This is a genomic window from Collinsella sp. D33t1_170424_A12, from assembly GCF_015554865.1.
Classification (GTDB): Bacteria; Actinomycetota; Coriobacteriia; order Coriobacteriales; family Coriobacteriaceae; genus Collinsella.
Window position 1 is genome coordinate 1 of sequence record NZ_JADNJJ010000098.1, and the last position, 18,090, is coordinate 18,090.

An 18,090-nucleotide genomic window follows, 5' to 3' on the forward strand; every position below is an offset into this window, starting at 1 on the left:
TCTCGACCACCACAAGGTTTTTGGGCAAACCATACTTGCGATAAAGCAGGGTCTCCTCAACGAAAATCAGGCTGCCATCGCAGCCAACTCCTAAAATGTCGACACCGCCAACGCCCCCATGGCCAAAGGTTTTGAGATACTCGACATACTGCTCAGGGAGCCTGAGGCCCAGCTTTTGCTCTGCAAGCGCGCGGGTTTCATCGTTGAACTCCGCATGGGTGAAGAAGCTGTTTTCACGATGTTGGTCAACCATGTTAAGGATTTGATGGTTCATCTACTTCTCGCCTTTCAGATACGAAGGTTGCGCACGAGGCGGGCTAGAGACGATAAAGCCCCGGCTTCGTTTTCGACTGGACTTGGTAGCCTGGAGACGATAAGGCGCGCGAGACGTCGTCTTTTCTCATGGGCACATGGACCGTGGGCACCATATTCATCAGGCGCTTGAAGGCGGGTAAGGCGCTCCATAGCTCGAATACGCGGGAATCAAAGTGTCCGCCAACCGTTATGGGGTCGAATTCTGGATACACGACAATAGTGGGGAGCTCGAGGGTTCCTATGCCATATTCGATTTCTTCGGTCAAGGCCTTGCTTGGCTTTGTATGCGAGCTGAGAAACAAGATGATGTTTTTTGAGTTTCGAAGGCGCTCGCGTAAGCGCGGTTTGAGGGTGAGCTCCCAGCTGCTTCTGTCGCGCACGTTATAGGTTTTTTCGTGCGAATCGTTGAAGGGAAACAGCCAATCTCGGCTCGCCCAGGCTCGGAGCAGCTGGTAGTGGCAGAAGTCGTGAGCGGCGTAAGCTCCTAGCCCCCTTTCGTCAAAAGGCTCGGCAACGTAAAAGGCTGCGTAGTTTCCATTTCTATAGGCCATTCGAAATCTCCTATCTTGCTAGGCCGAGTTCGTCAGCGACTTCGGGGAGTACGACTATAGTTACTTTGCCCGAGATGTGGGCGGCCCCGCTCGTCGCCGTATCTACAAGCAGCTTGTAGGATTCTGCGTTGCTTAGGCCGGCTCTCGATAGTCCCGTGCCGAGTAGGGGTAGATAGAGGTCGGCGCCCTGTCCACAGGTATCGTAATGGCGAAGCAGCGATTCGATGGCGCTTGCGATGTCCTGTTGCGTGCTTCGAGCGTTGCCATTGCTGTCGAAATGCGAAATCGCCAAAAGAAGGAAGACGCATTTATCGGTCTCCAGTACGGCGACGGTGCCTATGGGATAGGTGCCATCCTCGGTTTTCTCGGTTGATTTAAGCGCTCCTGCCAGCTGATTATTCAAGTCGCTTTCGAGGATGCCGGACTGTGCCATGCGGATGAGCCATTTCCCGTGCACGGTGTTTTCCGAGACCCCATCAGCGTCAGCGGCTTCATAGCTCCTTACAACATGGGTTTTGAAGGAGCAGTCGACGGGGATGGCTACAAGATTCTTCCTCTTTCTTCTTGAGGTAAATGCGAATCGAAAGAGGTCGCATGCTGTCCATTCAAGAGAACCGGTGCCCCTTTTCCAGATTATCCCTTTAGACTGCGATTTGTTTTCAAGGCCAACAACGCCTATGAGTGCTCGAGCAAGGAAGAGGCATGGATCATCAAGAGCAGTTTCTAATTGATCTTTTAATCGAGCTTCTTTTCGATTGCTCGAATCGATAAGGCCTAGGACGTCTCTGGCGAGATCTTCGAAATACAAAGAGTTGAGGGTTTCATCCCATAGGACCATGCATTCCTCGGAAACTCTCTGTTCAAGGCCATGCTGGAGCTCGATTGCTCTAAGTGCATTTGGCACATCTGCATTCCCGCTAAGCAATTTGCTCGTGCGGTGCTTGTCTAGATGGAATTCAGCGCCGCCCCTGGCGGTCACTCTTCCAGCAACAACGTAAGGTTCTAACAGTTTATTTAGAAATGCCTCATTTGATTCTGTGGGGTTGAAAGCATACCTCTTGGTGGTCTTTGTGAAGGCTGCGAGATTGAGCAAAAGAGGACTCCCATTCCTGTATTTTGACAACCTTTGACAACCTTATCACAACGCAGGGGGAACGACTGTTCGCTCTTCAGATCGGAGACTGAAACTGTTCGATTTGCTGGTTCTAGCAGCGGCAATCGGAACAGTTTCGGCTGCTGGAATAAGGTTTGGAGTGGCGATGGCTAACACCTTGGGGGCCGTGGGCGTAAACCTGCGCAAGGGCATTCGCGATCTTTGGAATGCTGGCCTATATGAAAATGTCGAGTGGTCGGCTCTCGATAATCCGATGGTGAGGGCAACGGCTAAGAATCCGCCGAAGGCCGTTATCTCGTGGAGTGATGCCAAGAGGCTTCACAAGGCTCGTATTGCAAATGGGGATCGCGACTATCATGTCGAGGCATTCATACACTGCTTCATCGACGACTATGAGTTCGATGGCATTCGCGAAGGCATTTGGAAGAACTGGGACTTTTTCTACAAGGTCGCCTCTCATTTCGATGGTATCGCTGGCATTGATTTCAGCACGTACGCGGACTTCCCTGAACCGCTCAAGCGCTATCAATTTCACAAGATGCGCGTTATGGAGCACGGTGCCAACCAGCGCGGCATCCCGGTTGCTCCAAATGCCCGCTGGGGCACTGCGGAGACCTGGGACTACTGCTTCGACGCACTTCCCGTGGAGGGGATGCTGAGCGTCGGAACGGTGGGAAGTGGCATACGGAGAATCGAGAATCGTCCCGTCTTTGAGACGGGCATTAGGGAGCTTGTAAAAAGGACCAGGCCGTCCTCCCTTGTTGTTATAGGGTCTGATAGGCATCCGGTTTTCCGTGAGCTTGAGAGCGAAGGCATTGCCATCTATCAGTTTGATGGTAAGACGAGCTCCTACTTCAAGATGAGGGGCGGTCGCGATGTCTAAGCCTCTTTCTGAACTGTTTGATGGGACCAAGGGTGCAATTGCTTTTCGCGGTGATGCCGAAGCGATCATTGCGTCTCGCGTCGATGGGATGGATTTGCGTGCACATCCCGTTGCGCAGAAGCAGCTGAACGCTAGAACAAGGCGAATGATTGCCAAGAGGATCCGTGCGCGAACCGCAACTCGCGAGGAGTATGAGCGCTATATGTGGGATAAGCGTTTTAGAAGGCGTCGCCGCGCCGGGGTCAAGGAGTATTGGAAGCAGGAGCGCAAGCGGCTCGAGAGTGGCGAGCAGGGCACGAGAAATTGGAGTCGGGAGCAGCGATTGTCAATCCTTGCAGGTGGGGCGGCGCGATTCAAAGGCAGAACGCTGCATGCCCATCATACGTATAGCGCCCGCATTTATCCCCAACTCGCCAATCGAGGGGAAGTAATATATCCAGCAACGCAACGCGAGCATCTCACGGGTTGGCATGGCGGTGCGTATAGGAACAGCCTGCCTGGAAAACGAATCCGACGTATTCAAGACTTTTAGGAGAGCACCTATGGATATGGACAACACTCTTGCAGTTAAACTGCCCGTGATGGACGTGCCCGCAAGGGCTTGTATGGAGCTCAAGAAGCTAACGGGACTTCCCTTGGGAGAGGTCAAGCGCCGTGCCGCTGCCGATGAGTTTCTTTATGTGTGCGATTACGTAGACGGGGGTGGCCTCAAGCTCATCAATAAGATTAAACGCGAAATGAGAGAGTACGGAATCGTCGTTCGGCTATACGAGGACGGCGAAGAAAGTACTTCGGAGCTGTTCGATAATATCGAGCGCCTTCACGATGAGATAGATGGGGAGTATTGGTAAGGTGCTTCCATTTGAGTTAAGTGGAGTCTAGGTGCAATTAGATTCGACACAGGGGCTATCGCTGACATCCCATGGTGAATCGCGCGGCTACGGGCGCCTTGAAGGAAGGCCGGCCTCGCTAGACGCTGTCTGGCGGACCTGGCCTTGCTCGAGGGCGTTATTCGTTGACGTCGAAGCCGTCGGCGAGCTCGATCTTGAGCGCACCTGCCTCGTCGAACGAATAGGGGCATTCGTTTACGGCCCCGTTGTCGTTGTTGGTGAGCACGACGTATCTCTTCTTGACGCTGTAGGTTCCCGTGGTCTGGAGTCCCATACAGCTGAGGCTGTACGTATTGGGATCGTAGAACTCGATTTTGTACGAGAAGTTGTTGACGAAGAAGCTGTAGTAGTAGCCGTTGAGTTGGGACGATACGGCGCTCACCGTCTCAGCGTCGGCGTCCTCGCGCTTCTGCATCTCTGCCGCATAGCCGTCCGGGTCGGCCTTCTGGGCCACCTCCTCGGCGGAGGCGCTGTGGACGATATCGTCCGTCGAGAGCTCGAGCTTGTCGCAGTCCGGAATTTCGCTGACGTCAAGGGAGATCTCCTTGCCGGGTTCGAGGTCGCCCCCGGGCACCTCGAAGGTGAGCAGCGCAAACTCACGCGGCGCGCCCTGTAGCACGAAAAGGGCGAATCGAGCGTCCTCCATGTGCAGTCCTGACGACTTTTCCCATCGAAAATCAAAATCGTCGAGTAGCGGGCTTCGTCACGCTCACAAAACCGCAGCTAACAGAAATGCTGCTAACCATGTATACAAAGCCCCAAGAGGATGTGCCTGTGAAAAGTCGTCAAGATTGCATCGCGCACCTCCCATGCGCTGATAACGAGCGTCGATGCCGCGCGAGAGAGGCCCCGAGCCCCCTGCTCGTCTTGGGAGAAGACGTATGAAGAAATCAACAGGACGTGCGATAGCATCCCGTGGTAAATCGCGCGGCGTGGGTGGCGAATTGCGCGGCTTCCCTGCTAGAATGAAGAATTGCATAAAAACCAAGAGGGAAGGGATTCTCGCGTCATGAGCACGAAGCCGTCCTATTACATCACCACGCCCATTTACTACGTGAACGCCGACCCGCATCTGGGCACCGCGTACTCCACGATCATCGCCGACGTCCAGGCGCGCTACCGCCGCGCCGCCGGCTACAGCGTCAAGTTCCTCACCGGCATGGACGAGCACGGCCAGAAGGTCGCCGAGGCCGCCGAGAAGCACGGTATGACCCCGCAGGAGTGGTGCGATTCCCAGGCCCCGCACTTCCATGAGCTGTGGAATGAGCTCGAGATCTCGAACGACGACTTCATCCGCACCACCGAGGAGCGCCAGAAGCGCGCCGTCCAGTATCTGTGGGACCGCATGGAGGAGTCCGGCTACATCTACAAGGGCAGCTACGACGGCTGGTACTGCGTGCCGGACGAGACCTTCTTCACCGAGACCCAGGTCGACAAGGCCGACGAGGCCCGCGGCACCAAGGGCGAGCACCTCTGCCCCGACTGCGACCGCCCGCTCGAGCGCGTCAAGGAGGAGAGCTGGTTCTTCAAGCTCTCCGCGTTCCAGGACAAGCTGCTCGCGCTCTATGACGAGCATCCCGATTTCGTCCAGCCCGACTTCCGTATGAACGAGGTCCGCTCGTTCGTCGAGGGCGGCCTGAACGACCTCTCCGTCTCTCGCACGTCCTTCGACTGGGGTATCGAGGTGCCCTTCGATAAGGAGCACGTCACCTACGTGTGGTTCGACGCCCTCACCAACTACATGACCGCCGTGGGCTATGGCCAGGAGGGTGACGAGGCCGCGGCCGACTTCGCCTACCGCTGGCCCGCGCAGACCCACATCGTGGGCAAGGACATCATCCGCTTCCACTGCGTGATCTGGCCCGCCATGCTCATGGCACTGGGCGAGGCCCTGCCCGAGCACGTCTTCGCCCACGGCTTCCTAACCGTGAAGAACGAGGAGACCGGCAAGGCCGAGAAGATGTCCAAGTCCCGCGGCAACGCCATCGCCCCGCGCGAGGTCATCGAGAAGCTGGGCGTCGAGGGCTACCGCTATTACTTCATGACCGACGTCACCCCCGGCACCGACGGCGCCATCAGCTTCGGTCGCATGGAGCAGGTTTACAACGCCGACCTGGCCAACAGCTGGGGCAACCTCATCTCGCGCTCGACCAACATGTGCATCAAGTACTTCGAGGGCGCCACGCCCGAGCGCGCGGCCGACGCCGCCGGCTACGCCGAGAACCCGCTGGCGGCGACCGCCGAGGGCATCTTCGACCGTTATGCTGCCAAGATGGAGGCCTTCGCCTACGGCGATGCCGCCAAGGAGATCATGGACCTGGTCCACGCTGCCAACCACTACATCGAGGACTCCGAGCCCTGGACGCTTGCGAAGGACCCCGCCAAGGCCGGCGAGCTCGCCAACGTGATCTGGAACCTGCTCGAGGCGATTCGCATCTCCGCGCACCTGCTCATGCCGCTCATGCCGAGCACGAGCGCCGAGGCCCTGCGCCGCATCGGCTGCGAGGCGGAAGGCCTGACCGACGATATGGCCGCTGCCTGCGCCTGGGGCCAGCTCGCCGCCGGCCTGCCGGTGGAGAAGGGCGAGGCGCTCTTCCCCCGCCTGGGTTAATCGACCTGCTCGACCACCCGGGGCACCCGACCCTGCCGCCTGACCGTCGCCTGCGCGTCTCAAGCGCGCTGCGTTTCGCGTTCGCGGCGATCTCGGGCGCTTCGGGCGGTCGTTTTCTTTGCTGAGCTTTTGAATGGAGCGGCCTATGACTACCTCCCCGCTTGCGAACCCTACGGCCACGCGCGAGATGCTCGAGGCGTTCGGGCTGGCAACCAAGCATCGCCTGGGCCAAAATTTCCTCATCGACAACCACGTCATCGAGCACATCATGGCGCTGGCCGAGCTCGATGGAACCGAGCGCGTGCTCGAGGTGGGCCCGGGTATCGGTACGCTCACGCTCGCGCTCTTGCAGGAGGCTGCGCGCGTGACGTCCATCGAGATGGATGCCGAGCTCGAACCGGTGCTTTCGGCTCACGCCATGGATCATTCGAACTTCCGCTTCATCATGGGCGACGCCCTGACGGTCCCGCCTGCGGCGGTCGCCGAGGCGCTGGACGGCGAGCCCGAGCTGCTCGTGGCGAACCTACCCTACAACGTGGCAGCCACCATCATCCTGCAGTTCTTCCAGACCATGCCGACGCTCCGCCGCGCCGTGGTGATGGTGCAGAAAGAGGTGGCCGACCGCATCGCCGCGGTGCCGGGCACCAAGGCGTTTGGCGCCTACACGGCCAAGCTCGGCCTGTACGGCGAGGTCGCGGGCCGCTTCGAGGTGCCGCCGCGTTGCTTCATGCCCGCGCCGCACGTCGACTCCGCGGTGGTGCGCATCGATCGCCTGGCCGGTGGGTCCGTGTGCGAGCTGCTGGCCGACGGCGCCGACCGCGCCCGGATCGCCCGCGTGATCGAGGCGGCCTTCGCCCAGCGCCGCAAGACCATCCGCAACTCCATGTCGGCCACCGGCTTCGATAAGGCGCAGCTCGACGAGGCCTTCGCCGCCTGCGGCATCGCGCCCACCGCGCGCGCCGAGTCGCTGCAGGTCGAGGACTTCATCCGCTTGGCCGCCGCGCTGTCGCACGCTGCGGGGGATGCCGCATGCTAGCCGCGCCCCAGGCGTCGTGCGACCCGCGCTTCGAGCTGGCGTTCTACAAGAAAAAGAAGCGCTTCGAGGCGCCTGTCCCTGCAGCGCCCCTGGCCGATACGCATGCGCATCTCATGAGCTTCTGGGGCAAGGAGCCGGCCGAGGTCCTTGCCCGTGCGGCCCTGGCGGGCGTGCGCCAGATGACGGCCATCTACGATCCGCTGGCTGACGAGCGCGATTCGCAGGCGCATGCCATGCAGCTGCGCGGTTGGCTCGCGGACGCGCGCGAGCTGCTAGAAGAGGCCGGGAGCCTGAACGCCCCGGCATACCCGGTGGCCGATGCGCATGAGGCGGACCCGGCGCTCGGCCGGCCCGCGGCGCTGCTCGAGCGCGTGGGCTATCTGGCGGGCGTGCACCCGTACGGCGCGCCGGCGTATACCGATGCGGTGCACGCGCAGGTGGCCGCGGCGCTCGACGACCCGCTGTGCTGGGGCGTGGGCGAGATCGGTCTGGATTACCACTTCGACGCCGAGGACAACATCGAGGCCGCCCCGCACGATCTGCAGATGGAGGTTATGGCCCGCCAGCTCGAGCTCGCATGCGCGCGCAACGTGCCCGTCGAGCTCCACGTGCGCCACGAGGCCGACGACCTGGCACGCACCTCGCATGTCGATGCGTACCGCGTGCTCAAAGACGTGGGCGTGCCGGCAGCCGGCTGCGTGCTTCACTGCTTCGGCGAGGACCGCGCCACCATGGAGCGCTTCTGCGACCTGGGCTGCTACATCGCCTTCGGCGGTGCGGCCACGTTCAAGCGCAACGACGAGGTGCGCGAGGCGTTTGCGGCCTGCCCGATCGACCGCCTGCTGTTCGAGACCGATTGCCCCTACATGGCGCCCGAGCCCCTGCGCGGCTTGGAGTGCGAACCCGCTATGATCGGATGGACCGCCGCCGCGCTTGCGTGCGACCGTTCGTCCCGGACGGGTGAAAACCCGGACGATATCGCGTATGCTGTCTGGCGCAACGCAACGAAGCTGTTTGGAAGGCACGAGTAATGGAAGATACGTCACTGCAGGAGCACGAGGCGGACGTCATGGACGACGCGGCCCCGGAATCCACGGAGCCCGCGGTCGAGAAGACGACCGACCAGATCTTGCGCGAGCGTCGCGAGGCGGCCATGGGCGGCCCCAACGTGGATGGCGAGATCCATCGCAGCCTGCCGCTCACGCGCGTTGCATACGCGCTGCTTGCCTGCACCGTGCTGGGCTATGTGGTCTTTACCGTGGCTGGCAGCTCGGGCAACCAGGGGCTCGAGTATATGGCGGGTATCGCCACCTCCGTGCTGTTCCTGGTGACGTTCGTGGTGTGGTTCGCTTCGCGCCGCCAGGCCAAGAAGCTCACCGAGATCAAATATGCCGAGCAGCGCCAGGTGCTTCGCGATGCGGCCGAGCGCCGTAAGCGCGAGGAGAAGGAGGCCAAGGCCGCCAAGAAGCGTCGACGCAAGAAAAAGTAGCACGTCGCCCATCGAGGTGAAAACAGCGGGGCCGCCCGGGCAGGAGAACGAACTGCCACGGGCGGCCCCGCTTCTTGTATGCGCATAGTTGCTGGCGCGCCGCTATGCCATGTCGAGGTCGTGCGCGTTGACGGGTTCGGCGTACTGGCGCACCTCGGCCTGCGCGGGCCGACCGCTCACCAAGCGGAAGAGGCGGTCGATCTGCACCATCACCCAATCGAAGCCCGACGGCGCGTCAAGGTCCTCGGCGCACACCAGCGGCGCCTGGGCAACTTCCGTTCCGTCCTGCATCACGCGGATGGTTCCGGCGGCATCGCCTTCGCGCACGTCGCCGTGCAGCTCGTTTAGATCAAGCTCGAGCTCGACGTCGCCGGCGAGGCTGAAGAGGTCGACTGTTTGATCGGGGTGCTCGACCGTGATATCGACGGTCTTGTCGGACCAGTCCGCATGCGGGGCGCGCGCGACCAACGGCATGCCCTCGCCGCAGGTGCGCGTGGTGGGCGCGACGGGATAGGGTACCACGTGGTCGTAGTACCAGTTCGCCAGGGCGAGCGTGTCGGCCCAGCGCTGCTCGTCGCCCTCGGAGCCGAGGGTGACGGTGTAGATCTCGCCGCCGGCATCGCGTTGGAAGGCGCCCACGAAGCACTGGAGCGCCTCGTACGTGCCGCCCGTCTTGCCGCCGATGTTGCCCTCCTTGCCCAAAATCTTGTTGCGTTCGATCATGTCGATCGTCCGCTCGGCGCCGTCGGCGCCGGTCACCGTGATCTGAGGGTTATCGTCGCAGGTGAGCGCGCGGAACTCCTCGTTATCCATGGCGTAGGCGAACATGGTGGCCACGTCGCGCGCGGTGGAGTGGAAATCGCCCTCCCAGCCGTCGAAGTCCAGGCCGTGCGGGTTGGAGAAGACGGAATGCTCCATACCCAGCTCCTGGGCCTTGGCGTTCATGGCATCGATAAAGACCTGGTAGGGGTCATCGCTGGCGGGGTCGATCTTGGAGCCGGTGAAGGTGGCGAGCGCCATGGCGGCGTCGTTGCCCGAGGGGATCATCAGCGCCTTGAGCGCCTCGTCGCGCGTGAGCACATCGCCCTCGCGCAGGTCGGCCGACGACTGCCCCACGGTGGCGGCGCGATGGTCCACGGTGAGCTCGTCGCTCGCATCCGTGTTCTCCAGGGTCACGATGGCGGTCATGACCTTGGTGATCGAGGCGATTTTCACCTCCTTGTCGGCGTCGCGCTCGAAGTACACCGTCCCGTTCTTGCCCATAACGATGGCCTCCTGGCAGGCGAGGTCGGGACGGTCTTCGGTTTCACGCACGTCTTCGGTGTAGGTGGCGCCGCAGATGATGTCGGTGTCGCGCATCTCGGCGAAGGAGGCGGCGGGTGCGGCACCCAGGATGAGCGAGAAGGCGATGGCTGCGGCGAGGCGGGCGCGATGGCGCGCGACGGGGATGGTTCTCATAGGGGCGGTGGTCCTTTGTATGTGGTTGCGGGCGATGCTGAGCATGAGTATAGCGGTTGCGAGCTGTGCGCTTCCTTTGGGTATTACCTTAACGTGTGCTTAACTGCTATCAAATGTCCGCACCCCGCGCCGCGGCGCGGCGATAATGGAACCGCGGAAGGGAGTGCATGTATGCAAACGCGAATTCTCGTGGTAGACGATGAGAAGACGATCACCGACCTGGTGGGGATATATTTGCGCAACGAGGGGTTCGACGTGACCCTGGCGTATACGGGCGCCGATGCTGCGCGCGAGATCTTGAGCCGCGAGTTCGACCTGGCGGTGCTCGACATCATGCTGCCCGATATCGACGGCTTCGAGCTGCTGCGCACCATTCGCGCCGAGCGCACCTATCCGGTGATCATGCTCACGGCGCGCGATTCCCAGACCGATAAGATCGAGGGCCTTACGCTGGGCGCCGATGATTACGTGGTCAAGCCCTTCCGGCCACTTGAGCTTGTGGCGCGTGTAAAGGCGCAGCTCAGGCGGTACACAAGCTACGGCACGCGCAGCGAGGCGGAGGAGGCGGCGGCCGTGCTCGCGTTCAACGGCCTGGTGATCAACCGCGATGCCCGCAGCGTGTCGGTGGACGAGAAGCCGGTGCGCCTGACGCCGCTCGAGTATTCGATCCTGCTCTACCTCGCCGAGAACCGCGGGCGCGTGGTGCCGGTGGGAGAGTTGTTCCAGGCCGTGTGGGACGAGGAGTTCATGGCGAGCTCCAACAACACCGTGATGGTGCACATCCGCCATCTGCGCGAGAAGATCGGAGACGACGCCCAGAACCCGCGCTTCATCAAGAACATCTGGGGAGTCGGCTACACCATCGAGAAGTAGCCTCGAACCCCGATCGAGCGCGTGCCGCATTGCGGCCAACGAGAACTACGATTGAAGGCGAACTGCATGAAAGCCGATAAGAACCGCGCCGCGCGCGGCCAGCGCGCCCCCATCAACCCCATGACCGGCGCGCCCAACGTACGGGATGGGGCGGTGCGCGCCCAGGCGGGCGCGGGCGGCGACGTGCGGCCGGCGTCCGATGCGAACGAGGCGCCCGTCGTGAACGCTGCTGCCGGCGGCGACCACATCGAGGACGTCTTCGAGAAGCTCAAGATCTTCTTCGACAGCCGCGTGGTGGCGCTCGTCGTGTTGGCGGTGCTGCTTTTCGAGCTGGTGGGCCTGGATAACATCGTGCTCCTCCTGGCGTGCTACCTGGTGGGCTATATGCTCGTGGACCGCTTCATCAACGTGCGCCGCAGCGTCGTGATGGGCGGTATCGCCTGGGAGTCCCTGCTACTGCTGGGGCATGTGGTGCGCCGCAGCGCCGGCCCGCTGTTCTTGGATATCGACTACTTCTTCATGTTCTGCGGCTTTTTCCTGGCGCTCGCCGTGTGCGGGACCTTCTTCGCCGGCCGCGCCATGTTCATGTACGGGCAGCGCCGCGGCCGCGAGCAGGCCGATGCCGCCATCGCGAAGCATCTGATCGACCGTTTGGTCGAGCATCGCGATAGCTGGGACCACCTCGACGGCGATTACCTCGAGGTCGAGGGCGCTATCAACCGCGTGCGCGCCCGCGAGCGCCAAAGCGACCAGGCCCTGCTGGACGAGGCGCGCCGCAAGGACGACCTCGTCACCTACCTGGCGCACGACCTCAAGACGCCGCTTGCCAGCGTGGTGGGCTATCTCTCGCTGCTCGAGGAAGCGCCGGACCTGCCCGTTGAGCAGCGCGTCCGCTTCACGGGGGTGGCGCTGGAGAAGGCGCATCGCCTGGACGCCCTCATCGAGGAGTTCTTCGACATCACGCGCTTTGATTTTCACGACATCGTCCTCACGCGCGGCTATATCGATTTGGCGCTCATGCTCGCCCAGGTGGCCGATGAGTTCTACCCCATCCTCTCCGAGCAGGGCAAACATGCCCAGATAGAGGTGCCCGAGGGCCTCACGGTGCTGGTGGACGGCGACAAGATGGCCCGCGTGTTCAACAACGTTATGAAGAACGCTATCGCGTACAGCTACGTGGGGTCGACGATTCGCGTGCGCGCGCATCGGCGCGACGGCGGCGGGGTGCGCATCTGCTTCGAAAACCAGGGCGACCCCATTCCCGAGCCCAAGCTCAAGGTGATCTTCGAGAAGTTCTACCGCCTCGATGCGGCACGCGCCACCAATCACGGAGGGGCCGGCCTGGGTCTGGCCATCGCCAAGGAGATCGTGGGCGCGCACGGCGGCACCATCGTCTGCTCCTCGACGCCCGAGCGCACGGTCTTCACCATCGATCTGCCCGACTAGGACGCCTCGATCGCACGGCGCCTCGCCTTACGTTGTCTTAACAAACGCCTTTCACCTGCATGAAACGGCTCGCGTACCATCTGATGAGCTATACCCAGGGTGCAAGAGGAGGTTGCCAGGTGGACGAGGCACGATCAAATTGGGATGCAGAGCTTGAGGCCGCGCGCCGACGCGAGACGGGCGTGCTCGACGAGGCGCTTGCGAAGACGGAGGACCATCCGACGCGCATCGCGGTGTCCAACCTCGATCTGTTCTACGGCGACCACCATGCGCTGAAGGACGTCTCGATCGATATCAAGGATCGCGAGATCACGTCGTTCATCGGCCCGTCCGGCTGCGGTAAGTCCACGCTGCTGCGCTGCTTCAACCGTATGAACGATATGGTGAAAGATTGCCGCATCGAGGGCAGCATCCTGCTGGACGGCCAGGATATCTACCAGGACTACAACGTAACCCGCCTGCGCCAGCAGGTGGGCATGGTGTTCCAGCGCCCCAACCCGTTCCCCATGAGCATTTACGACAACGTGGCATATGGTCCCCGCGGCCTGGGCATCAAGGACCGCGATGAGATCGACGGGCTGGTGGAGGATTCCCTGCGCCGTGCCGCGCTGTGGGACGAGGTCAAGGACAAGCTCAAGCAGTCCGGTCTTGGCCTTTCGGGCGGCCAGCAGCAGCGCCTGTGCATCGCGCGCGCGTTGGCCGTCAAGCCCGAGGTGCTGCTGATGGATGAGCCCACATCGGCGCTCGATCCCGTGTCGACCGTCATGATCGAGCAGCTGGCGCTGGAGCTCAAGAAGGACTACACCCTCGTGGTGGTCACGCATAACATGCAGCAGGCGTCCCGCATATCCAATTCCGTTGCGTTCTTCCTGCTGGGCGAGCTGGTCGAGCATGCCGAGACCGGCGAGCTGTTCCGCAACCCCCGCGACGTTCGCACGCAAGATTACCTGACGGGCCGCTTCGGATAACGGCATCTGGGTATGATGGGCTAGAGGCGAGGCGAGAGGCGACCATCCATGATTTACTACGTCGAAGACGATGACAACATCCGCGGTTTGACGCTGTATGCGCTGCGTCAGCAGGGTATCGAGGCCGAGGGGTTCTCGTGCGACAGCGAGTTCAAGGCCGCCGTGGCCAAGCGCGTGCCCGATGCCGTCCTGTTGGACATCATGCTTCCCGATACCGACGGGCTGGAGATCTTGCATCGCCTGCGCGCCGACCAGGAGACCGCCACGCTCCCCATCATGATGCTCACCGCGAAGGATACGGAGCTCGATAAGGTGGTCGCCCTGGACGGCGGCGCCGATGATTACCTGACCAAACCGTTCTCGCTCATGGAGCTCACAAGCCGTTGCCGCGCGCTGCTGCGCCGTGGCGGCATGATGAAGAAGGTGAGCGATACCCTCTCGGCCGGCGGCATCGTGTTGAGCCCGAGCCATCGCCAGGTCGTGGTGGACGGCGTCGAGGTCAAGCTCACCCTGCGCGAGTTCGAGCTGCTCGAATACCTCATGCGCAAGCCCGGCATCGTGTTCTCGCGCGAGGCGCTGCTCCAGAGCGTGTGGGGCTGGGATTTCGACGGCGGATCGCGCACGGTGGACGTGCATGTGCAGACCCTTCGCCAGAAGCTGGGGGAACGAGCGGGATGCATCGAGACGGTGCGCGGCGTGGGGTATCGCTTCGCCGACCGCGCGGTCGAGTAGGGAAGCGCGACGGTGAGCACCCGGCAATCCCTTTCCCATCGCGTGTTCTCCACCATCTTCGTGGTGGCCATCATCGCGATTCTGCTCTTCATGATCGCCGGCACGGCGTACCTGCAGAGCAACCTGATCGAATCCACGCGTCGCGAGCTTATCGAGGAGACCGATGTGGTGGCGGCGGCGCTCGAGCAGACGACGGGCGACAAGGCGTTTTTGGACGAGGTCGACCTGGACGACAGTCGTTTGACGCTGTTGTCTTCGGATGGAACGGTTCTCTATGACAACGTGGAGGATCCCGAGGACATGGGTAACCATGCCGATCGCCCCGAGATCCGCGCGGCGTCTCTGTACGGTACCGGCTCCGCCGAGCGCTCGAGTACCACGGTGGGCGAGACCATGGTGTACGAGGCGGTGCGCTTGAGCGACGGCCGCATCATCCGCCTGGCCAAGCCGCAGGAGAGCTACGTTGCGATCTTCGCGCGCCTGCTGGTACCGCTGCTGGCGTTGGGCGTCGTCGCCGCGATCGTGGCATGGTTCGCCGCGCGCCGCGAGTCGCGGGCCATCATCGCGCCGCTGCTGCTGGTCGACCTCGACCATCCGAAGGACAACCTCGAGCATGCGTACGCCGAGATGGTTCCCATGCTGGAGCGCATCGAAAACCAACGTCAAGAGCTCAAGCGGCAGATGCGCGTGCTGGCCGACAACGACCGCATGCGCCGGGAGTTCACCGCCAACATCACCCATGAGCTCAAGACGCCGCTCACCGCCATCTCGGGATACGCCGAGCTGATCGCGAGCGGCATGGTGGAAGACGAGGCCGATAAGCAGGATTTCGCGCACCGCATCCATATGGAAGCCGGCCGTCTCACCTCGCTGGTCAACGATATTCTCACGCTGTCCAATCTGGACGAGGCCGAGCACAGCGACGATGCCGGCGCCCTCGAGACCCTGGGCTCGCGCGAGCCGGTGGACATGGCGCGCCTCATCGACTCCATCTACCAGCGACTGGAAGGCGTTGCGGCGGCGTCGGACGTGACGCTGTCGACTTCGTGCGATCCAGTCGTGATCGAGGGTGTACCGCGCCTGCTTGACGGCCTGGTGTACAACCTGGTGAGCAACGCCATCCGCTACAACCGCCCCCGTGGGTCCGTCGAGGTCGGATGCGGCTTGGATGGCGGGGTCCCGTTCGTGCGCGTGAGCGACACGGGCATCGGCATCGCCAAAGACGAACAGGATAAGGTGTTCGAGCGCTTCTATCGCGTGGACAAGAGCCGTTCCAAGATGCGCGGCGGTACGGGCCTGGGCCTGGCCATCGTCAAGCACGCGGCGCTCTTCCATGGAGCGTCGATCAAGGTGGAGAGCGAGTTGGGCGAGGGGACGACCATCACGGTGCGCTTCCCCGGGCCGTTTGACGGAGCGGCGGCGTAGTTCGCGCGCAATTCGCGCGTCGGTGATACGTTTTCTATGTGCAACGCGCGGTGGTTCCGTCGGACCTCCCAAGAAGTGCTCTCATCCGCTACCATATCAAGGCACCATGTTGTTCTGGAGGTATATGGGATGACCCTGCTGGAATTGTTTCAACTAATAAAAAAGCACGTACTGCTGGTAATCGTGTTGCCGGTTGCGTGCGCCATCGCCATGGGCGCTGCGAGCATCTTCATGATGGAGGATACCTATACGGCTCAGACGAGCATGTATATCCTCGCCCGTGCTGCCGGCAACGAGGGGGCGACGAATTATAACGACCTCTCCGCATCGCAGATGATCGCCAACGACGTCGCGCGCCTGCTGCAAAGCGATGTCGTCGTGAAGGGCACGGCGCAGGAGCTTGGCATGAAGAGCCTGGCCGCCTATAAGATCAGCGTTTCCAGCGAGACCACCTCGCGCGTGATCACGCTGTCCGTTACCGGTCCCGATGCTACGAGCGCCGCACGCGTCGCCAACGCCATGGCGAGCACCGTGTCCGATGTCGCCCGCGAGGTCCAGATGGCCGAGAGCGTCAACGTCATCGATGTGGCGGAGCCGCCTGCTGCGCCGTCCGGTCCCAACCGCGTGCTCTATGTCGCCGTGGCATTCTTGGCGGGCCTGTTCGCCGCCGTCGCCGCCATCGTGCTGATGGACATGCTCAACACGCGTGTTCGCAACGCCGAGGAGGCCGAGGAGCTGCTCGGTATTCCCGTTATCGGTTGGATTCCTACCATGAAGGCTGGTGAATAGACATGGCAGCAAAGAAGCGTCGCGGCGACAGCAAGCTCGCCGTACAGAATGCTATGAAGACCCTGCTGGCAAACGTTCGCTTTGCCAGCGTCGACCGGCCGATCCAATCGCTTGCCATCACGTCTTCGAAGCCCAAGGAGGGTAAGTCGACGACCGCATACAACCTGGCGTGCGCCATCGCCTCGAGCGGAGCGAGCGTCGTGCTGGTGGAGTGCGATATGCGTCGCCGCACGCTTGCGAGCCTTCTTCGCGTCCATGCCCAGCATGGGCTGTATTCCGTGCTGTCCGAGCAGGTAGCGCTTGAGGACGCCCTCGTGAAGACCGATCAGGCCAATCTGTTCTTCCTCGACTGCGAGCCGCAGATTCCCAATCCTGCCGACATCATCGCCTCCCGTCGCTTCGCCGACCTGATGGCGCGCCTGGAGAGCCAGTTCCGCTATGTGATCGTGGACACGCCCCCGGTTGGCGCCTTCGTCGACGCCGCCGAGGTGGGCCAGCTGGTCGACGGCGTGCTGTTCGTGGTTCGTGAGAACTTCACCAAGCGCAGCGAGGCCGTTGCCGCCGTCGAGCAGCTTCGCAAGGGCGACGTCAATATCATCGGCACGGTGATGAGCTTCTGCGACGGCACGTCCAACGATTATTACTCGTATTACTCAAAGGGTGCCGCGCATCCGGTTGACTCGAGCTTGTTTGCCGACTCCGAAGCGGTCGCCCGCGTGGAGCAGGCCTCCGGCGCGCGTCCGCAGGGCGGCGGCAGCCGGTTTGCCAAGCGTTAGGCGGGGCGTATGCGCGATATCCATTGCCACATCCTTCCGTATGTGGATGACGGCGCGCGCGATTTGAATGAGAGCCTCGCCATGCTCGAGGCTGCGAAGGCGGCGGGCGTCACGTCTATCGTGTGCACGCCGCACTGTCGCGATCCGTATTTCGATTTCGATTCGATGTGGGCTTCCTTCAAGCTGTTGAAATCGCATGCGCAGGGCTTTCCCTTGCAGATGGGGTTCGAGGTCAATTACGCGAAGTTGATCGAGCTGGGCGTCGAGGCATCGGACTATCTGCATTTCGATGGCAGCAACGAGCTGTTGCTCGAGTTGCCGACGAGGGCGGGCGCCCTTGAGTTCTCCTCGTTCGAGCGTGCGATATACGAGCTCCAGGGTCGCGGTTACGAGGTGATCATCGCTCATCCCGAGCGCTGTCAGGCGATCCAGAAGGACGTGGGCATTGCCGAGAACCTGGTGCGCATGGGATGCCGCCTGCAGGCATCGGCTGATTTCATCGTCGGAGGTCGCTTCGGGAAGGAGCGCAAGCCGGCAAAGCGGATGTTCGACCGGTTCCTCTACAGCTATATTGCCAGCGATGCCCATAGCGTGAAGCATTATGAGTATCTCAAGACCGCCCGCAGCAAGTTTTCCGTCTGCGGCCGTCACATGAAGCGCTAGCTGTTAAGTGCCAAGACGTTGTTTACATCTCGATGGTGACAAATAGGGAGGGCTCCCGCATGCTGTGAGTT

General features: G+C 61.9%; 20 protein-coding genes. 15 read left to right on the top strand and 5 right to left on the bottom strand.

Going from position 1 to position 18,090, the window contains the following annotated elements; genetic code table 11:
* From I2E26_RS04395 to I2E26_RS04405, 3 genes are all read right to left on the bottom strand, one after another.
* Positions 1-274, bottom strand: a 274-nt coding sequence (locus I2E26_RS04395) for an SMI1/KNR4 family protein (RefSeq protein WP_195419750.1), incomplete at its 3' end; no start/stop codon positions are given.
* A gap of 43 nt (positions 275-317) precedes the next feature.
* The gene (locus I2E26_RS04400) at positions 318-866 is read right to left on the bottom strand and encodes a hypothetical protein (protein ID WP_195419751.1); all 549 of its coding nucleotides are present in this window, start codon (positions 864-866) and stop codon (positions 318-320) included.
* Positions 867-876: 10 nt separating this feature from the next.
* Positions 877-1,959, bottom strand: a complete 1,083-nt coding sequence (locus I2E26_RS04405) for a macro domain-containing protein (RefSeq protein ID WP_195419752.1) — start codon at positions 1,957-1,959, stop codon at positions 877-879.
* 166 nt (positions 1,960-2,125) lie between these two features.
* Here I2E26_RS04405 and I2E26_RS04410 point away from each other — a divergent pair, with 166 nt between their 5' ends.
* The 3 genes from I2E26_RS04410 to I2E26_RS04420 are packed head-to-tail and all read left to right on the top strand — an operon-like array spanning position 2,126 to position 3,714.
* Positions 2,126-2,863, top strand: coding sequence for a DUF4417 domain-containing protein (locus tag I2E26_RS04410; protein ID WP_195419753.1), 738 nt, complete (start codon positions 2,126-2,128; stop codon positions 2,861-2,863).
* Positions 2,856-3,395 carry a hypothetical protein gene (locus tag I2E26_RS04415; protein ID WP_195419754.1) on the top strand — a complete coding sequence of 180 codons (540 nt, stop codon included), beginning with the start codon at positions 2,856-2,858 and terminating at the stop codon, positions 3,393-3,395. Before I2E26_RS04410 ends, I2E26_RS04415 begins: the two co-directional genes overlap by 8 nt.
* Positions 3,396-3,405: 10 nt before the next feature.
* The gene (locus tag I2E26_RS04420; protein ID WP_195419755.1) at positions 3,406-3,714 is read left to right on the top strand and encodes a hypothetical protein; all 309 of its coding nucleotides are present in this window, start codon (positions 3,406-3,408) and stop codon (positions 3,712-3,714) included.
* A 157-nt stretch (positions 3,715-3,871) separates the two neighbouring features.
* Here the strand turns inward: I2E26_RS04420 and I2E26_RS04425 are convergent, their stop codons facing one another.
* Complete coding sequence (locus I2E26_RS04425) at positions 3,872-4,399, bottom strand: hypothetical protein (protein WP_195419756.1); 528 nt, start codon at positions 4,397-4,399, stop codon at positions 3,872-3,874.
* Positions 4,400-4,762: 363 nt separating this feature from the next.
* Between I2E26_RS04425 and metG the strand changes: the two genes are divergently transcribed.
* The 4 genes from metG (at position 4,763) to I2E26_RS04445 (ending at position 8,889) form a co-directional block, all read left to right on the top strand.
* Positions 4,763-6,364, top strand: a complete 1,602-nt coding sequence (metG, locus tag I2E26_RS04430; RefSeq protein ID WP_195419757.1) for a methionine--tRNA ligase — start codon at positions 4,763-4,765, stop codon at positions 6,362-6,364.
* 145 nt (positions 6,365-6,509) lie between these two features.
* Positions 6,510-7,400: a 16S rRNA (adenine(1518)-N(6)/adenine(1519)-N(6))-dimethyltransferase RsmA gene (rsmA, locus tag I2E26_RS04435; protein WP_195419758.1), complete on the top strand. Its 891-nt coding sequence runs from the start codon at positions 6,510-6,512 to the stop codon at positions 7,398-7,400.
* Positions 7,394-8,431, top strand: a complete 1,038-nt coding sequence (locus I2E26_RS04440; protein ID WP_195419759.1) for a TatD family hydrolase — start codon at positions 7,394-7,396, stop codon at positions 8,429-8,431. The genes rsmA and I2E26_RS04440 overlap by 7 nt, the downstream gene beginning before the upstream one ends.
* Positions 8,431-8,889, top strand: a complete 459-nt coding sequence (locus tag I2E26_RS04445; protein WP_195419760.1) for a hypothetical protein — start codon at positions 8,431-8,433, stop codon at positions 8,887-8,889. Before I2E26_RS04440 ends, I2E26_RS04445 begins: the two co-directional genes overlap by 1 nt.
* 102 nt (positions 8,890-8,991) lie before the next feature.
* On the opposite strand, the gene I2E26_RS04450 is transcribed toward I2E26_RS04445, so the two are convergent.
* The gene (locus tag I2E26_RS04450; protein WP_195419761.1) at positions 8,992-10,347 is read right to left on the bottom strand and encodes a D-alanyl-D-alanine carboxypeptidase family protein; all 1,356 of its coding nucleotides are present in this window, start codon (positions 10,345-10,347) and stop codon (positions 8,992-8,994) included.
* Positions 10,348-10,518: 171 nt separating this feature from the next.
* On the opposite strand from I2E26_RS04450, the gene I2E26_RS04455 reads away from it, so the two are divergent.
* From I2E26_RS04455 to I2E26_RS04490, 8 genes are all read left to right on the top strand, one after another.
* The gene (locus I2E26_RS04455) at positions 10,519-11,220 is read left to right on the top strand and encodes a response regulator transcription factor (protein WP_147588823.1); all 702 of its coding nucleotides are present in this window, start codon (positions 10,519-10,521) and stop codon (positions 11,218-11,220) included.
* Positions 11,221-11,286: 66 nt separating this feature from the next.
* Positions 11,287-12,666: a cell wall metabolism sensor histidine kinase WalK gene (locus tag I2E26_RS04460; protein ID WP_195419762.1), complete on the top strand. Its 1,380-nt coding sequence runs from the start codon at positions 11,287-11,289 to the stop codon at positions 12,664-12,666.
* A gap of 119 nt (positions 12,667-12,785) precedes the next feature.
* The gene (pstB, locus tag I2E26_RS04465; RefSeq protein WP_370551441.1) at positions 12,786-13,634 is read left to right on the top strand and encodes a phosphate ABC transporter ATP-binding protein PstB; all 849 of its coding nucleotides are present in this window, start codon (positions 12,786-12,788) and stop codon (positions 13,632-13,634) included.
* A 48-nt stretch (positions 13,635-13,682) separates the two neighbouring features.
* On the top strand, positions 13,683-14,366 hold the full coding sequence (locus I2E26_RS04470; RefSeq protein WP_195419763.1) for a response regulator transcription factor: 684 nt from the start codon (positions 13,683-13,685) through the stop codon (positions 14,364-14,366).
* A gap of 12 nt (positions 14,367-14,378) precedes the next feature.
* Entirely contained in the window at positions 14,379-15,791 is a 1,413-nt protein-coding gene (locus tag I2E26_RS04475) for an ATP-binding protein (protein WP_370551442.1), read from the top strand.
* 129 nt (positions 15,792-15,920) lie between these two features.
* Complete coding sequence (locus tag I2E26_RS04480) at positions 15,921-16,580, top strand: YveK family protein (protein WP_195419764.1); 660 nt, start codon at positions 15,921-15,923, stop codon at positions 16,578-16,580.
* 2 nt (positions 16,581-16,582) lie between these two features.
* Complete coding sequence (locus tag I2E26_RS04485; RefSeq protein ID WP_195419765.1) at positions 16,583-17,356, top strand: CpsD/CapB family tyrosine-protein kinase; 774 nt, start codon at positions 16,583-16,585, stop codon at positions 17,354-17,356.
* A 9-nt stretch (positions 17,357-17,365) separates the two neighbouring features.
* A complete protein-coding gene (locus I2E26_RS04490; RefSeq protein ID WP_195419766.1) occupies positions 17,366-18,019 on the top strand; it encodes a CpsB/CapC family capsule biosynthesis tyrosine phosphatase in 654 nt (217 codons plus the stop codon).
* Positions 18,020-18,090: the final 71 nt, after the last annotated feature.

What these genes read in the sequence shown, in the direction of transcription:
- I2E26_RS04420 (WP_195419755.1), top strand. Translation starts at nt 3,406, where the DNA reads ATGGATATGGACAACACTCTTGCAGTTAAACTGCCCGTGATGGACGTG.
- I2E26_RS04425 (WP_195419756.1), bottom strand. Translation starts at nt 4,399, where the DNA reads ATGGAGGACGCTCGATTCGCCCTTTTCGTGCTACAGGGCGCGCCGCGT.
- I2E26_RS04470 (WP_195419763.1), top strand. Translation starts at nt 13,683, where the DNA reads ATGATTTACTACGTCGAAGACGATGACAACATCCGCGGTTTGACGCTG.
- I2E26_RS04445 (WP_195419760.1), top strand. Translation starts at nt 8,431, where the DNA reads ATGGAAGATACGTCACTGCAGGAGCACGAGGCGGACGTCATGGACGAC.
- I2E26_RS04450 (WP_195419761.1), bottom strand. Translation starts at nt 10,347, where the DNA reads ATGAGAACCATCCCCGTCGCGCGCCATCGCGCCCGCCTCGCCGCAGCC.
- I2E26_RS04490 (WP_195419766.1), top strand. Translation starts at nt 17,366, where the DNA reads ATGCGCGATATCCATTGCCACATCCTTCCGTATGTGGATGACGGCGCG.
- I2E26_RS04455 (WP_147588823.1), top strand. Translation starts at nt 10,519, where the DNA reads ATGCAAACGCGAATTCTCGTGGTAGACGATGAGAAGACGATCACCGAC.
- I2E26_RS04415 (WP_195419754.1), top strand. Translation starts at nt 2,856, where the DNA reads ATGTCTAAGCCTCTTTCTGAACTGTTTGATGGGACCAAGGGTGCAATT.
- metG (WP_195419757.1), top strand. Translation starts at nt 4,763, where the DNA reads ATGAGCACGAAGCCGTCCTATTACATCACCACGCCCATTTACTACGTG.
- rsmA (WP_195419758.1), top strand. Translation starts at nt 6,510, where the DNA reads ATGACTACCTCCCCGCTTGCGAACCCTACGGCCACGCGCGAGATGCTC.
- I2E26_RS04460 (WP_195419762.1), top strand. Translation starts at nt 11,287, where the DNA reads ATGAAAGCCGATAAGAACCGCGCCGCGCGCGGCCAGCGCGCCCCCATC.
- I2E26_RS04410 (WP_195419753.1), top strand. Translation starts at nt 2,126, where the DNA reads ATGGCTAACACCTTGGGGGCCGTGGGCGTAAACCTGCGCAAGGGCATT.
- I2E26_RS04440 (WP_195419759.1), top strand. Translation starts at nt 7,394, where the DNA reads ATGCTAGCCGCGCCCCAGGCGTCGTGCGACCCGCGCTTCGAGCTGGCG.
- I2E26_RS04485 (WP_195419765.1), top strand. Translation starts at nt 16,583, where the DNA reads ATGGCAGCAAAGAAGCGTCGCGGCGACAGCAAGCTCGCCGTACAGAAT.
- I2E26_RS04400 (WP_195419751.1), bottom strand. Translation starts at nt 866, where the DNA reads ATGGCCTATAGAAATGGAAACTACGCAGCCTTTTACGTTGCCGAGCCT.
- I2E26_RS04480 (WP_195419764.1), top strand. Translation starts at nt 15,921, where the DNA reads ATGACCCTGCTGGAATTGTTTCAACTAATAAAAAAGCACGTACTGCTG.